Genomic DNA, 13,423 nt, shown 5'->3' with positions numbered 1-13,423 from the left:
GCGTGACTTTTAATGGTGCAGGCGAATGCAGCCGACGCACTGACGCGCGCGGAGAAGGAGAAGCAGTGCCTCGAAGCGAGCGTGCAGTTTGATGAGGTCGCAGATTGGATCGTTGCTCGCGTGTCCCAAATTCAGCGCAGCACGATCATGATGCGCTGTTGAACCGGGGCCTATGAGCGAGAGAGGCTCGGTCCCGATTCAGCGTCGCGTCATTCCGGACGATGCTTCGCAACGCCGGGACATGCCGCGCCGCGTCCGGGACAAGAGCACCGGCTTACGCCGATTTCTTCTTCGGCTTCGGCTTGGTCGCCTTCGGCATGACAGGCGCTTCCGGCGTGCCCTCGATCGAGGACAGGCGGCCGGAGGTGAAGGTGTAGATGCCGGCACGCGGACCGCTGGTCCAGGTCACCACGGCAACGCGCCGGCCGGCGGCATCGCTGGAGAGATTGACGGTCGAGGGCGCACCGACGCCACGGACCACGTCGCATTCGGTATGGCCGAGCGCGACGGTTCCGCCCATCGGGGCCGGGGTCGTCGTCGAGGCATTGGCATCCGCAGGTCCAGGTGGCGGCACCATGCCGGGACAGGCGCCGTCGGCGCTGACCAGATCCTCCGCCGTCACCGGCTTATCGGGGGTCAGCGGCGGAGATTCGATCGAGATGCTCTTGATGAACAGGCGGCTCGGCGTGTTGAACCATTGGGCGTCCTTGGCGGACGCCAGCAGATCGGTCCCGCCCGAACAGCCCGCGACCAGCGGTGCTACGGCAGCCAACGCAACTATGAGCGAGCTGGGAAGCTTTTGATGTCGCACGATAAACTAAATTCCCCGCGTGAAGGACCGGCCCTAAGCGATTGTCCCAACATCACTTTGCGGCACGAAGGTGACAAAAGCCAGCATCGCCCGAAAAGTGCAAATTATCATTAATTGCAAACGACCGCTAATTCCGGCGCTGCCAACGGCCCCGTTCGTCGGCCTGCCAATAGGTGACATCAAATCCCCGCGCCTTGCAATCCGTCCAGGCGCTGCGGGCAAACGCCAGCGCGTCCGGGTCGTCGCCGTTGAACAGCAGCACCATGCGTTCATAGCCCTGCGCGTCCTGCGGCAGCGCGGCGTTGTCGACCAGGAAGCGGACATTGGCTCCGTTCGGATTGCCCTCCTCGATCGCCAGCACGATCGGCTGCTCGGCGGCATCGTTCACGCGCCATGTCGCGTGCGGCAGGAAGGAATCGTCGCGATAGGTCCATAAATGAGCGTCGAGCGCATCGGCGCGCTCTTCCGAGGTCGACTGCACCACGACGCGCCAGCCGCGCTCGAGCGATTTCTCGAGAAGCGGCGGCAACACGTTCTCCACCGTCATGTTTTGCAGATGGTAGAACAGCACTTCAGTCATCGGTTATTTGCGCTCGTAATGGTCGGCCACCAGACGGTCGAGCAAACGGACGCCGTAGCCGCTGCCCCAGCTCTGGTTGATGTCGGTCTTCGGCGCGCCCATCGCGGTGCCGGCGATGTCGAGATGCGCCCAGGGCGTGCCGTCGACGAAGCGCTGGAGGAACTGCGCCGCAGTGATCGAGCCGCCATGGCGGCCGCCGGTGTTCTTCATGTCGGCGAACTGGGAATCGATCAGCTTGTCGTATTCGGGGCCGAGCGGCATGCGCCAGACCTTCTCCCCGCTCTCGATGCCGGCTGCCAGCAGCCGCTCGGCAAGCTCGTCATTGTTGGAGAACATGCCGGCATGCTCGGTGCCGAGCGCGACCATGATCGCGCCGGTCAGCGTCGCCAGATCCACCATGAATTTCGGCTTGGCCTTCTTGGCGACGTACCAGAGCACGTCGGCCAGCACGAGGCGGCCCTCGGCGTCGGTGTTGATGATCTCGATGGTCTGGCCCGACATCGAGGTGACGATGTCGCCCGGCCGCTGCGCATTGCCGTCGGGCATGTTCTCGACGAGGCCGATGGCACCGACCACGTTGGCCTTGGCCTTGCGCGCCGCCAGCGCATGCATCAGGCCGACGACGCAGGCAGCTCCCCCCATGTCACCCTTCATGTCCTCCATGCTCCCGGCCGGCTTGATCGAAATGCCGCCAGTGTCGAAGCAGACGCCTTTGCCGACGAAGGCGACCGGTGCCTCGCCCTTTTTGCCGCCGTCCCAGCGCATGATCACGGTCCGGCTCGGCCGCGACGAGCCCTGGCCGACGCCGAGCAGCGCGCCCATGCCGAGCTTGTCCATCGCCTTGACGTCGAGCACCTCGACCTTCACGCCGAGCTTGCGGAGCTGACTGGCGCGGCGCGCGAATTCCTCGGGAAAGAGGACGTTCGGCGGCTCGTTGACAAGGTCGCGCGCGATGATCACGCCGTCGACGACATGGCCGGCCGAGACGAACGCCTTCTTCGCCGCGGCGGCGTCGCCCACGGCAAGCGAGACGTCGGCGCGCAGGCCGCCCTCCTCGCCCTCCTTCTTTTTCGTCTTGTAGCGGTCGAACTTGTAGGCGCGTAAGCGAAGGCCCGAGGCGATCGCGACCGCCTGCTCGCTCGTCATCGCCCCATCGGGTAGTTCCGCCACGATGGTCATGGCGGTGGCCCCGGCGGAGAGCTTGCTCGCCACCACGCCGCCGAATTTGAGGAAGTCGTTCGCCTTCAGGCTCGCCGCCTTCCCGGCGCCGATCACGACCAGACGGGTGGCCTTCACCCCCTCCGGCGCCAGGATGTCCAGCGCCGCGCCGCTTTTGCCCTTGAAGCCGGCCGCGACGGCGGCCCGCTTCACCAGCTCGGTGGCGCCCCCCAGCGCCTTGGCCGTCGCCGGCCCGAGCTTCAAAGTGTCGTCGCAGAACACGACCAGGATGCCACGGGCGGCGGCAGACAGCGGGACGAAGCCGACCTTGATGGCATCGGACATGGGTAACTCCTTCAAAACATCGGGCTTTTCGCCGCTCGGCGGTTCCGGTCACGAGCCGGCGCTGAACGGCGATTCACTGGACTTTCGCCACTATGGGCCACCCGCCCGGCGGATGCCAAGCACCCCCGTGGCCGCCATGTCACAACAAGGGAAATATTAACCATATTGTGAGGGTGCCACGGGGCAGCCATTTTGTTGACGGATCAAAGGGATGCTAGTGAGACAGTAAGTCGGCGGACGAGCTGTTGGCCAACCTTGGGGATCCCTTGTCGGGGATTGGTTGGACAGACAGAATTTCAGCCGACATTTGGGGCTTGGTGGGATTCGTGCGGTAGCGCATGGGGTCAATCGATAGGTATATTTTCCGCACGACGCTGGCGTCGTTTGCGCTCGTCCTGGTCAGCCTCACCGGCGTGATCTGGATTACGCAGGCGTTGCGCGGCATCGACCTGATGACGAGTCAGGGTCAGACCATCCTGACCTTCCTCGGCATCACCAGCCTCGTCGTGCCGGCGCTGGTCCTGATCATCTCGCCGATCGCGCTGATGATCGCGATCTCGCACACGCTGAACAAGCTCGCGACCGATTCCGAGATCATCGTGATGAATGCCGCCGGCTTCTCGCCGTTCCGGCTGTTCTATCCGTTCTTCTACGCCACCTGTGTCGTGGCGCTGCTGGTCGCCTTCATAGCGGCCTATCTCGCCCCCGACGGCATGCGGCGGATCAAGCAGTGGGACGCCGAGATCACCGCCGACGTGCTCACCAACATCCTCCAGCCCGGCCGCTTCGCCCAGCTCGACAAGAACCTCACGATCCGGATCCGCGAACGCCAGCCCGGCGGCATCCTCGCCGGCATCTTCATCGACGATCGCCGCGATCCCAACGAGCGCGTCTCGATCGTCGCCGAGCATGGCGAGGTCGTGAAGAACGACAACGGCTCGTTCCTGGTGCTGAAGGACGGCAATCTCCAGCGCTTCGAGGCCGGCAAGCGCGATCCCGCGCTGGTGGCGTTCGGCCGCTACGGCTTCGACATGTCGAAGTTCTCGGGCCAGGGCCACGACGTCACCCTCGGCATCCGCGAGCGCTATCTCTGGGAGTTGTTCGCGCCGTCCGAGGACGACCCGGTCTACAAGCAGATCCCCGGGCAGTTCCGCTCGGCCCTGCACGACAGCCTGCTGGCGCCGATCTATCCGTTCGCCTTTGCCGTGCTGACCTTCGCCTTTCTCGGCGCGCCGCGCACCACCCGCCAGAGCCGCAACTTCTCGATCGGCGGCTCGGTGCTCGCCGTGTTCGGCCTGCGCATGGCGGGATTTGCCTGCTCGGTGATGGCGGTGAAGTCGCCTGGCCCGGTGCTGTTCCAATACGCGATGGTCCTGGGCGCCATCGGCGTCGGGCTGTGGATGATCATCGGCGGGATCGTGGTCGAGCCGCCGCCCCGCCTCATGGAGGCCATCAACAGGTCGAACGCGCGCATCGCGCGGCTGTTCGGACGGCCGGCCACCGCATGAGCATGCTCACCAACACACTCGGGCGCTACTTCGCCGGGCGCTTCGTCGTCGCGGCGCTCGGCGTGTTCGCCAGCATCTTCCTGCTGCTGGTGCTGGTCGATTACATCGAGATGGTGCGCAAGACCTCCGGCCTTGCCTCCGCCTCCGCGATCATGGTGGCCGAGACCTCGTTGTTCCGGGTGCCGCAGTTGCTGGAGAAGCTGACGCCGTTCTGCATGCTGATCGGCGCCATGACCTGCTATCTCGCCCTCTCCCGCCGGCTCGAGCTCGTGGTCGCGCGCGCCGCCGGCATCTCCGCATGGCAGTTCATCTCGCCTGCCCTCGGCAGCGCGCTCCTGATCGGGGTGATCGCCACCGTCGCCTACAATCCGATGTCGGCCAACCTGCGCGAGCTGTCCAAGCGCATGGAAGCCGAGCTGTTCGGCTCGGCGCCCGGCGGCGGCATCCAGGACGCCTCCGGCTTCTGGCTCAACCAGGTCACCAATGACGGCCAGGTCATCATCAACGCGGCGCGCAGCGAGCAGCAAGGCGTCCGGCTGACCGGCCTGACCCTGTTCCGATTTGATGCGGACTGGCATTTCAAGGAGCGCATCGAGGCGCGCGAGGCGACACTCGAGGCCGGCCACTGGCTGTTCAAGACCGTCCGCCGCTTCTCGCTGGATTCGCCGCCGATCGACCAGGCCAGGTTGGAGATTCCGACGACGCTGACCGAGGCGCAGGTCCGCAACAGTTTTTCCACACCCGAGACTGTGTCCTTTTGGCAACTACCGAGCTACATCCGCTCTTCCGAGAGCTCGGGCTTCGCGACAGCGGGCTATCGACTCCAGTATCACAAGCTCTTGGCACAGCCGTTTTTGCTGGCCGCCATGGTGATGCTGGCGGCTTCCGTGTCGTTGCGCTTCTTCCGGATGGGCGGCGTGCAGAAGATGGTTTTGAGTGGCGTGGGCGCAGGCTTTCTGCTCTACGTTTTGTCGAAAGTGACTGAAGACTTGAGCAAGGCTGAGTTGATGCATCCGATCGCTGCGGCGTGGTTGCCCGTGGTGGTGGGCGGCCTCACCGGCTTTTTGGCCTTGTTGTACCAGGAGGACGGTTAGTGACTGCCGTCCATCGCGGACCCGTGTCTCGTTTGACGCGGCGCACATTGGTGCGCGCGAACGGGGTAGGCTTGTCCATTCGCAGGCTTCTCCTGGCTGTCGCCGCCGTGGCATCGCTCGGCGCGCTGATCGACGTTGCCGCCGTGGCCCCTGCATCGGCCCAGGGCTTCACCTACAATCCGCTGCCGCCGCGTCCGAAGCCGCCGAAGGTCGCCAACGACAACCAGATGCTGGTTCAGGCGACCGAGGTCGACTACGACTACAACAACTCACGCGTCTCCGCGGTCGGTAACGTCCAGCTGTTCTACAACGGCACCAGCGTCGAGGCCGACAAGGTCATCTACGACCAGAAGACCAAGCGGCTGCATGCCGAAGGCAACATCCGCATGACGGATGCCGACGGCAAGATCACCTATGCCGAGATCCTGGATCTCTCCGACGACTACCGCGATGGTTTCGTCGATTCGCTGCGCGTGGACACCGCCGACCAGACCCGCATGGCCGCGAGCCGCGCCGACCGCTCCAGCGGCAACTACACGGTGTTCGAGAACGGCGTCTACACGGCCTGCGCGCCGTGTAAGGACGATCCGAAGAAGCCGCCGCTATGGCAGGTCAAGGGTGCGCGCATCATCCACGACCAGCAGGAGAAGATGCTGTATTTCGAGACGGCGTCGCTCGAGTTCTTCGGCGTGCCGCTCGCCTACATGCCCTATTTCTCGACGCCCGATCCGACCGTGAAGCGCAAGACCGGCTTCCTGATGCCGGGCTTCACGTCGAACACGCCGTTCGGCTACGGCGTCGAAGTTCCGTTCTACTGGGCGATCGCGCCCGATATGGACATGACCTTCAGCCCGCGCATCACCTCCAAGCAGGGCGTGCTGTTCCAGGCCGAGTACCGCCAGCGCCTGATGGACGGCGCCTACCAGATCCGGGTCTACGGCATCGACCAGCTCGACCCCGGCGCGCTCGCCGGGCAGCCCGGCGACCGCCAGTTCCGCGGCGCCGTCGACACCAAGGGTCAGTTCGCGCTGAACGACAAGTGGGTCTGGGGCTGGGACGGCGTGGTCATGTCCGACTACTACTTCTTCTCGGACTACCGCTTGTCGCAGTACCGCGATCCGCTCGGCTCGTTCCTGTATCTGCCGACCGACGCATTGTCGCAGCTTTATCTGACCGGCGTCGGCAATCGCAGCTTCTTCGACGCGCGCACGATGTACTGGCTGAGCTATTCGGGCAACCAGAGCCAGGTGCCGATCGTCTATCCCGTGATCGACTATTCGAACGTGCTCAACTATCCGGTGTTCGGCGGCGAGTTGAGCTACAGGACCAATTTCGTGAACATGTCGCGTGATACCGCCGTGTTCGACCCGATCACGACGCTCGCCAACACCAATAGCCTGTGCACGACTGCGTCGGCCGATCCGCTCGCGCGGACGCCGTCGCAGTGCCTGCTGCGCGGCTTCCCGGGCAACTACACCCGCCTGACGGCCGAAGCGCAGTGGCGCAAGTCTTTCACTGATCCGTTCGGCCAGATCTGGACCCCGTTCGCCAGCGTTCGCGCCGATGCGATCAACGCCTCGATCTCCAACCAGCCGGGCGTGTCGAACTTCCTTCCCGTCGGCGACACCCAGGCGTTCCGCCTGATGCCGACCGTCGGCCTCGAATACCGCTATCCCTTCATCAACGTTCAGCCCTGGGGCTCGACCACCATCGAGCCGATCGCACAGATCATCATCCGGCCGAACGAGACCTATGCCGGCAAGTTCCCGAACGAGGACGCCCAGAGCATGGTGTTCGACACCTCGAACCTGTTCAGCGTCGACAAGTTCTCCGGCTACGACCGCGTCGAGGGCGGCGGCCGCGCCAATGTCGGCGTGCAGTCGACCACGCAATTCGACCGGGGCGGCGCCGTCAAGGTGCTGTTCGGGCAGTCCTACCAGCTGTTCGGCCTGAACTCCTACGCGGTCCAGGACTCCATCAATACCGGCCTCGACTCCGGCCTCGACAAGCCGCGCTCGGATTACGTCGCGAGCGCCGCCTACTCGCCCAACAGCACCTACACGTTCAGCGTCCGCTCCCGCATGGACGAGCAGACCTGGAACGTGCAGCGCTTCGAGGCGGAAGGCCGCGCCAATTTCAATCGCTGGTCGGTCGGCGTGATGTACGGCAATTACGCCGCGCAGCCGGAACTCGGCTATCTGACGCGCCGCGAGGGCATCCTGACCTCGGGCTCGCTGAAGGTTGCGGCCAACTGGGTGGTGACGGGCTCGGCGCGCTGGGACCTCGAGGCCAACAAGATCAACCAGTATGTGCTCGGCGCCGGCTATGTCGACGATTGCTTCGTGCTGGCGGCGAACTATGTAACTTCGTATAGCTACTCCGCGGGCACGACACCGCCCGTGCTGAGCCACGCGTTCATGTTCCAGATCGGCCTGCGCACGCTGGCGACCTCGACCGGGTCCAGTGCGTCTGGCCTGACCGGCATGCAATAAACCATCCGAAGTGACGACCGCGTTCCCAATCGCAGGGTTCATCTCGGCTGACATGCGAGCGAGAATCATGACGACCCCACTGCCTGTCTTCCGCCTCCTCCTCGCCCTCGGCGCCGGGCTGATCCTGACCGGCCTGCCGGCGCCGTCGCGCGCGCAGAACATCGTCGTCATGGTCAACGGCGATCCGATCACCGATTTCGACATCGAGCAGCGTTCCAAGCTCGACCAGTTGACGACGCAGAAGGTCCCGAGCCGGCAGGAGGTCATCAACGAGCTGATCGACGACAAGGTGAAGCTCAAGGAAGGCAAGAAGTACGGCGTCGATCCCGGCATCTCCGACATCAACCAGTCCTACGAGGGCATGGCGCAGCGCATGCGCCTCTCGCCCGAACAGCTCACCAAATCGCTCGAGGTCAAAGGCGTCCGCCCCGAGACCCTGAAGGGCCGCATGAAGGCCGAGATGGTCTGGACCAGCCTCGTGCGCGGCCGCTTCAAGGAGAAGCTGATGGTCGGCGAGCGCGACGTCGCGCAGGCCGTGCAGGCCCAGACCGGCGACAAGCTCCAGATCGAGGGCACCGAATACAAGATGCAGCCGATCGTCCTGATCGTGCCGCGCGGCTCCTCGCCGGCCTTCATCGAGACGCGGCACAAGGAGGCCGAGCAATATCGCTCGCGCGTCGGAAGCTGCGAGGAAGCCAACTCGCTGTTTCGCTCGACGCCGAACGCCACCATCCGCGACAGCGTCACCAAGACCACCGCGGAGCTGCCCGAGGCGCTGCGCAAAGTGCTCGACGACACCCCGATCGGCCATTTGACCGCCCCCGAGGTGACCAAGTCTGGCATCGAGATGGTGGTGCTGTGCTCGCGCAAGCCGACCATGATCGACACGCCGAAGAAGCGCGAGGTCCGCGAGAAGATGTATTCGGAGAAATACGAGAAGACCCAGAAGGCCTATCTCGACGATCTCCGCAAGGCGGCGATGATCGAATATCGCAACCGCTGATGGCCAAGCCCACCGCAAAGCCCCTCGCCCTGACCCTGGGAGAGCCTGCCGGCATCGGCCCCGACATCACGATCGCAGCCTGGCTCAAGCGCCGCGAGCTGAACCTGCCCGCCTTCTATCTGCTCGGCGACGAGGCGGCGATTGCGCGCCGCGCCAAGGCGCTCGGTGCGGATATCAAGACCGCCGCCGTGAGCGCCGGTGAGGCCGGAGCCGCCTTCCCCGAGGCCCTGCCCGTCGTCGCAACCGGCGAACGCGCGACCGCCGAGCCCGGCAAGCCCGACACCTCGAGCGCACCGGCCGCGCTCGCCTCGATCCGGCAGGCGGTCAGCGATGTCCGTGAAGGCCGCGCCAGCGCCGTCGTCACCAACCCGATCGCCAAGAGCGTGCTCTACCGCTCGGGCTTCCGCCATCCCGGCCACACCGAATTTCTCGCCGAGCTGGCCGCAGAGGACGGCCGCGTGCCGCAGCCGGTGATGATGCTGTGGTCGCCGCGGCTCGCCGTGGTGCCGGTGACGATCCACGTCTCCCTGCGCGATGCGCTGGCCCAGCTCACGAGTGAGTTGATCGTCTCGACCACGCGCATCGTCGCGACCGAGCTGAAATCCCGCTTCGGCATCGAAAGGCCGCGCATCGCGATCTCGGGCCTCAATCCGCATGCCGGCGAGGACGGCTCGCTCGGCCACGAGGAGCAGACCGTGATTGCGCCGGCGCTCAAGGCATTGCGCAGCGACGGCATCGACGCCAGGGGCCCGCTGCCCGCCGACACCATGTTCCACGAAGCCGCGCGAAGCACCTATGACTGCGCGGTCTGCATGTACCACGACCAGGCCCTGATCCCGATCAAGACGGTCGCCTTCGACGACGCCGTCAACGTCACGCTCGGCCTGCCCTTCATCCGCACCTCGCCCGACCACGGCACCGCCTTCGACATCGCCGGCAGCGGCAAGGCCAATCCGGCAAGCCTGATCGCGGCCTTGAGGCTTGCGAGCCGCATGGCGGCTGCGAAAAGCTGATGAGCGCGATCGACGACCTCCCGCCGCTTCGCGAGGTCATTCGCCAGCACGCGCTGTCGGCGCGCAAATCGCTCGGCCAGAATTTTCTGCTCGACCTCAATCTCACCGCGCGCATCGCGCGTGCGGCGGCGCCGCTGGACGACTCCACGATCGTCGAGATCGGGCCCGGCCCGGGCGGGTTGACGCGCGCGCTGCTTGCGCTCGGCGCCAGGCGCGTCATCGCCATCGAGCATGACGAGCGCGCGATCCCCGCGCTGGAGGACATTTCCGCGCGCTATCCCGGCCGGCTCGAGATCGTGCACGGCGATGCCATGACCTTCGATCCGCGCCCGCTGCTCGACGGCAACAAGGCCAAGATCGTCGCGAACCTGCCCTACAACATCGCGACCCAGCTCTTGATCAACTGGCTCACGACCGAACCCTGGCCGCCCTGGTACGACATGATGGTCCTGATGTTTCAGCGCGAAGTCGGCGAGCGCATCGTCGCGCGTGAGGACGAGGAGGCCTATGGCCGCCTCGGCGTGCTCGCCAACTGGCGCTGCGAGACCAAGATCCTGTTCGACATTTCGCCGTCCGCCTTCGTCCCGCCGCCGAAGGTCACCTCCTCCGTCGTACGACTGATACCGCGCGAAAAGCCTCTGCCTTGCGAGCGAAAACTGCTCGAGCAGGTCGCGGCCGCCGCCTTCGGCCAGCGCCGAAAAATGCTGCGCCAGAGCCTGAAATCGCTGGGCGTCGATCCTGCACGGCTCGCGGCCGCCGCGGGCGTCGATCCGACGCGGCGTGCGGAGACCATTCCGATTTCCGGTTTTGTTGCCATGGCGCGTGAATTGGCGGATATACGCAGCGAAGCGTAACAACGGAAATTCCGGAGGAAAGAAAATGGCGTTGATGCGTCGGCAGTCCCTGGTCAAGTTCGATGCGCCCTTGTGCGAGACCATCGTGGACACGCCCAAGCCGCAAGGACGCGAAGTGCTGGTGCGCATCGAGCGCTGCGGCCTCTGCCATTCCGATCTGCACATCCAGGACGGCTATGCCGATCTCGGCGGCGGCAAGAAGCTCGACACCACGCGCGGCATGACGCTGCCCTTCACGCTCGGCCACGAGATCGCGGGCGTGGTCGACGAGGTCGGCCCTGACGTTCCCGCCGGCCTCGTCGGCGCGAAGAAGGCGGTGTTTCCCTGGATCGGCTGCGGCCAGTGCCGCGACTGCGCCAATGGCGACGAGAACCTCTGCGCGAAACAACGCTTCCTCGGCGTCTCCATCGACGGCGGCTTCGCCACCCACGTGCTGGTGCCCGACGCCAAATACCTGCTCGACTACGATCCCCTGCCCGTCAACCAGGCCGCGACCCTGATGTGCTCCGGCGTCACCGCCTATGGCGCGCTCAAGCGCCTGGTCGACCGTCCGCGCCAGCGCAATTTGCTGCTGATCGGCCTCGGCGGCGTCGGCATGATGGGCCTGTCGTTCGCGCAGGCGATGTTCAAGCAGCCGATCACGGTCGCCGACCTCAGCGGCGCCGCGCGCGACACCGCGCTGAAGAACGGCGCAGCCAGCGCCTACGATCCGGCCGAGCCCGACGTGATCAAGCGCATCCTCAAGGAGACCGAAGGCGGCTTCGACGAGGTCGTCGATTTCGCCGGCAACGAGAAGTCGATGGCGTTCGCGGTGGCGGTTGCCGCGCGCGGCGGCAAGGTCGTGGTCTCCGGCCTGATGGGCGGCCAGTTCACGCTGCCGATGGTGCAGTGGGTCTACAAGCGCCTGACCGTCGAAGGCTTCATGGTCGGCACGCTCACGGAGGCCCAGGAGCTGATGGCGCTCGCCCGCGCCGGCAAGATCAAGCCGACGCCGATGCGCGAGGAGCCGATGGGCGACGTCCAGAAATGGATCGAGGAGCTGCGCGCCGGCAAGGTCGTCGGCCGCATCGTGCTGAAGAACTGAGGCCCGAGGCGGCGGGATGTAGTCTCGCCGCCTCCACACCTTCCTTCCGCGACACGGCAACGCGGAACGGCTGCGGCCACACCGCGTTGGCAGCGCATGTCCATTCGCTGCACCGTCGAAAGCGCATTCTTCATCGCCTGGAGCTTCCTGGAGCAGAGCGGCGAGCTCGGTCCTCCGGACGCGACGGCGAACATCATTCTGGATGCCATCGAAGCGCAGCTCAGGACCGGCGAGCGCCGGCAGCTGATGCTCGCCAACAAGGCGATCGATGCCTACCGCAGGCAGATGGCCCAAGGCCGTCTCCTGGCCGGACGCCAGATCCGTCTCGGCTAAGGGCCTGCGGCGCAGCCATCTCGGACCGGCCGCCCGATGCCGGTGCAATCCCGGCGCGACTTATGTTCACTCCTGAACAGAGGACCCCGGGCTATCGAAATTCCGTAGTTCTCCGGACGAGAACAAAGTTCGCAGCGTGTCCCGCGCGCAACGCCGGACGGCGCGACGCCTCCGGCTGTGAACTTTTCGATTTCCCCAAACACTTGTGTTCACTTTGGAACTGTCGGTTCCTGCGCGGAAACGTAGGGTTTTCCGACGTGCCGATTCCCGGCCAGCACGAGCCAAGACCAAGAACCACGAGACAAGAAGCGTGACCGGCCGGCCCAGGAACGATCTGCTGCGAACGCTCAGCGCCCAGGACTTCGAGCTGCTCGCCCCTCATCTGCAAGCGGTCGAGCTCGCCGCGAACCACGTTCTGCATCATGCCGGCGACGGCATCTCCGCCGTCCACTTCCCCTGCGGCCCTGCGTTCGTGTCGTTCGCCGTGCCGGTCGAGGATGACCGCGAGGTCGAAAGTCTCCTGGTCGGCCGCGAAGGCGGGGTCGGTCTTTCCGCGGGCCGCAGCCCGTCGCTGGCCTTTTCCCGCGTCGTCGTGAAGGTCGGCGGCACGCTAATTCGCCTGCCGCTGCGCGCGCTCGAGCAGGCACAGCAGCGATCGGCCAGCCTGCACGAGATTCTTTCGCGCTACGCAGCATGGCAGTTCGCGCAGCTGCTCCAGACCGCGGCCTGCAATGCGACGCATTCGATCGAGCAACGCGCGGCCAAATGGATCTGTGCTGCCCGCGAGCATATCGGCAGCGACGAAATCCCTCTTACCCATGAGCAGCTCGCCGGTATGCTCGGCGTCTCCCGCAGCTATGCCAGCCGCGTCATCCAGACGTTCAAGGCCAGGCGCATCCTCGCGACCCGCCGCGGTGCCATCCTGATTCTCGATGCCCCGGCGCTCGAGACCAGCGCCTGCACCTGCAACGGCACGGTGAAGAAGCACTTTCGCGAAGTGCTCGGACGCGCGGCCTCGGCGAGCTAAGAGAATTGTCGAGCGAAGTCGACACTTGGTCGCGTCAGGAAAACGGGCCAGGACGAAAATCCAGAGCCCCGCCCCGACGGTAAAACCTTCGCGACGGCGCCTTCCGCCCTCATCACTTCGG

General features: G+C 65.4%; 13 protein-coding genes. 10 read left to right on the top strand and 3 right to left on the bottom strand.

What is annotated here, in order from left to right; genetic code table 11:
- Nucleotides 1–12: 12 nt before the first annotated feature.
- Nucleotides 13–162: a hypothetical protein gene (locus NLM15_RS19970; RefSeq protein ID WP_254118762.1), complete on the top strand. Its 150-nt coding sequence runs from the start codon at nt 13–15 to the stop codon at nt 160–162.
- 112 nt (nt 163–274) lie between these two features.
- Here NLM15_RS19970 and NLM15_RS19965 read toward each other — a convergent pair whose 3' ends face one another.
- The 3 genes from NLM15_RS19965 to NLM15_RS19955 form a co-directional block, all read right to left on the bottom strand.
- The gene (locus tag NLM15_RS19965) at nt 275–772 is read right to left on the bottom strand and encodes a hypothetical protein (RefSeq protein ID WP_254118761.1); all 498 of its coding nucleotides are present in this window, start codon (nt 770–772) and stop codon (nt 275–277) included.
- Between the two features lie 166 nt (nt 773–938).
- Nucleotides 939–1,391, bottom strand: a complete 453-nt coding sequence (locus NLM15_RS19960; RefSeq protein WP_254118760.1) for a DNA polymerase III subunit chi — start codon at nt 1,389–1,391, stop codon at nt 939–941.
- Nucleotides 1,392–1,394: 3 nt separating this feature from the next.
- Nucleotides 1,395–2,894 carry a leucyl aminopeptidase gene (locus NLM15_RS19955; protein WP_254118759.1) on the bottom strand — a complete coding sequence of 500 codons (1,500 nt, stop codon included), beginning with the start codon at nt 2,892–2,894 and terminating at the stop codon, nt 1,395–1,397.
- Nucleotides 2,895–3,232: 338 nt separating this feature from the next.
- Here NLM15_RS19955 and lptF point away from each other — a divergent pair, with 338 nt between their 5' ends.
- From lptF to NLM15_RS19910, 9 genes are all read left to right on the top strand, one after another.
- On the top strand, nt 3,233–4,402 hold the full coding sequence (gene lptF, locus NLM15_RS19950; RefSeq protein ID WP_254118758.1) for an LPS export ABC transporter permease LptF: 1,170 nt from the start codon (nt 3,233–3,235) through the stop codon (nt 4,400–4,402).
- On the top strand, nt 4,399–5,496 hold the full coding sequence (lptG, locus tag NLM15_RS19945; protein ID WP_254118757.1) for an LPS export ABC transporter permease LptG: 1,098 nt from the start codon (nt 4,399–4,401) through the stop codon (nt 5,494–5,496). Before lptF ends, lptG begins: the two co-directional genes overlap by 4 nt.
- On the top strand, nt 5,496–7,988 hold the full coding sequence (locus tag NLM15_RS19940) for an LPS-assembly protein LptD (protein ID WP_254118756.1): 2,493 nt from the start codon (nt 5,496–5,498) through the stop codon (nt 7,986–7,988). The genes lptG and NLM15_RS19940 overlap by 1 nt, the downstream gene beginning before the upstream one ends.
- A 67-nt stretch (nt 7,989–8,055) precedes the next feature.
- Complete coding sequence (locus NLM15_RS19935) at nt 8,056–8,991, top strand: SurA N-terminal domain-containing protein (RefSeq protein ID WP_254118755.1); 936 nt, start codon at nt 8,056–8,058, stop codon at nt 8,989–8,991.
- Nucleotides 8,991–10,004, top strand: coding sequence for a 4-hydroxythreonine-4-phosphate dehydrogenase PdxA (pdxA, locus tag NLM15_RS19930; protein WP_254118754.1), 1,014 nt, complete (start codon nt 8,991–8,993; stop codon nt 10,002–10,004). The genes NLM15_RS19935 and pdxA overlap by 1 nt, the downstream gene beginning before the upstream one ends.
- On the top strand, nt 10,004–10,858 hold the full coding sequence (rsmA, locus tag NLM15_RS19925) for a 16S rRNA (adenine(1518)-N(6)/adenine(1519)-N(6))-dimethyltransferase RsmA (protein ID WP_254118753.1): 855 nt from the start codon (nt 10,004–10,006) through the stop codon (nt 10,856–10,858). Before pdxA ends, rsmA begins: the two co-directional genes overlap by 1 nt.
- A 25-nt stretch (nt 10,859–10,883) precedes the next feature.
- Nucleotides 10,884–11,942: an alcohol dehydrogenase gene (locus NLM15_RS19920; RefSeq protein WP_254118752.1), complete on the top strand. Its 1,059-nt coding sequence runs from the start codon at nt 10,884–10,886 to the stop codon at nt 11,940–11,942.
- Between the two features lie 96 nt (nt 11,943–12,038).
- On the top strand, nt 12,039–12,275 hold the full coding sequence (locus NLM15_RS19915; protein WP_254118751.1) for a hypothetical protein: 237 nt from the start codon (nt 12,039–12,041) through the stop codon (nt 12,273–12,275).
- A gap of 310 nt (nt 12,276–12,585) precedes the next feature.
- Nucleotides 12,586–13,302: a Crp/Fnr family transcriptional regulator gene (locus NLM15_RS19910; protein WP_254118750.1), complete on the top strand. Its 717-nt coding sequence runs from the start codon at nt 12,586–12,588 to the stop codon at nt 13,300–13,302.
- Nucleotides 13,303–13,423 lie beyond the last annotated feature (121 nt).

The sequence above is a fragment of the Bradyrhizobium sp. CCGB20 genome (assembly GCF_024199855.1).
Taxonomy (GTDB): Bacteria; Pseudomonadota; Alphaproteobacteria; order Rhizobiales; family Xanthobacteraceae; genus Bradyrhizobium.
This window is presented reverse-complemented; position numbering and strand designations above follow the sequence as displayed.

Excerpts from the sequence above, each read along its gene's own strand:
- NLM15_RS19970 (WP_254118762.1), top strand. The coding sequence starts at position 13 with ATGGTGCAGGCGAATGCAGCCGACGCACTGACGCGCGCGGAGAAGGAG.
- NLM15_RS19960 (WP_254118760.1), bottom strand. The coding sequence starts at position 1,391 with ATGACTGAAGTGCTGTTCTACCATCTGCAAAACATGACGGTGGAGAAC.
- NLM15_RS19955 (WP_254118759.1), bottom strand. The coding sequence starts at position 2,894 with ATGTCCGATGCCATCAAGGTCGGCTTCGTCCCGCTGTCTGCCGCCGCC.
- lptF (WP_254118758.1), top strand. The coding sequence starts at position 3,233 with ATGGGGTCAATCGATAGGTATATTTTCCGCACGACGCTGGCGTCGTTT.
- lptG (WP_254118757.1), top strand. The coding sequence starts at position 4,399 with ATGAGCATGCTCACCAACACACTCGGGCGCTACTTCGCCGGGCGCTTC.
- NLM15_RS19935 (WP_254118755.1), top strand. The coding sequence starts at position 8,056 with ATGACGACCCCACTGCCTGTCTTCCGCCTCCTCCTCGCCCTCGGCGCC.
- pdxA (WP_254118754.1), top strand. The coding sequence starts at position 8,991 with ATGGCCAAGCCCACCGCAAAGCCCCTCGCCCTGACCCTGGGAGAGCCT.
- rsmA (WP_254118753.1), top strand. The coding sequence starts at position 10,004 with ATGAGCGCGATCGACGACCTCCCGCCGCTTCGCGAGGTCATTCGCCAG.
- NLM15_RS19920 (WP_254118752.1), top strand. The coding sequence starts at position 10,884 with ATGGCGTTGATGCGTCGGCAGTCCCTGGTCAAGTTCGATGCGCCCTTG.
- NLM15_RS19915 (WP_254118751.1), top strand. The coding sequence starts at position 12,039 with ATGTCCATTCGCTGCACCGTCGAAAGCGCATTCTTCATCGCCTGGAGC.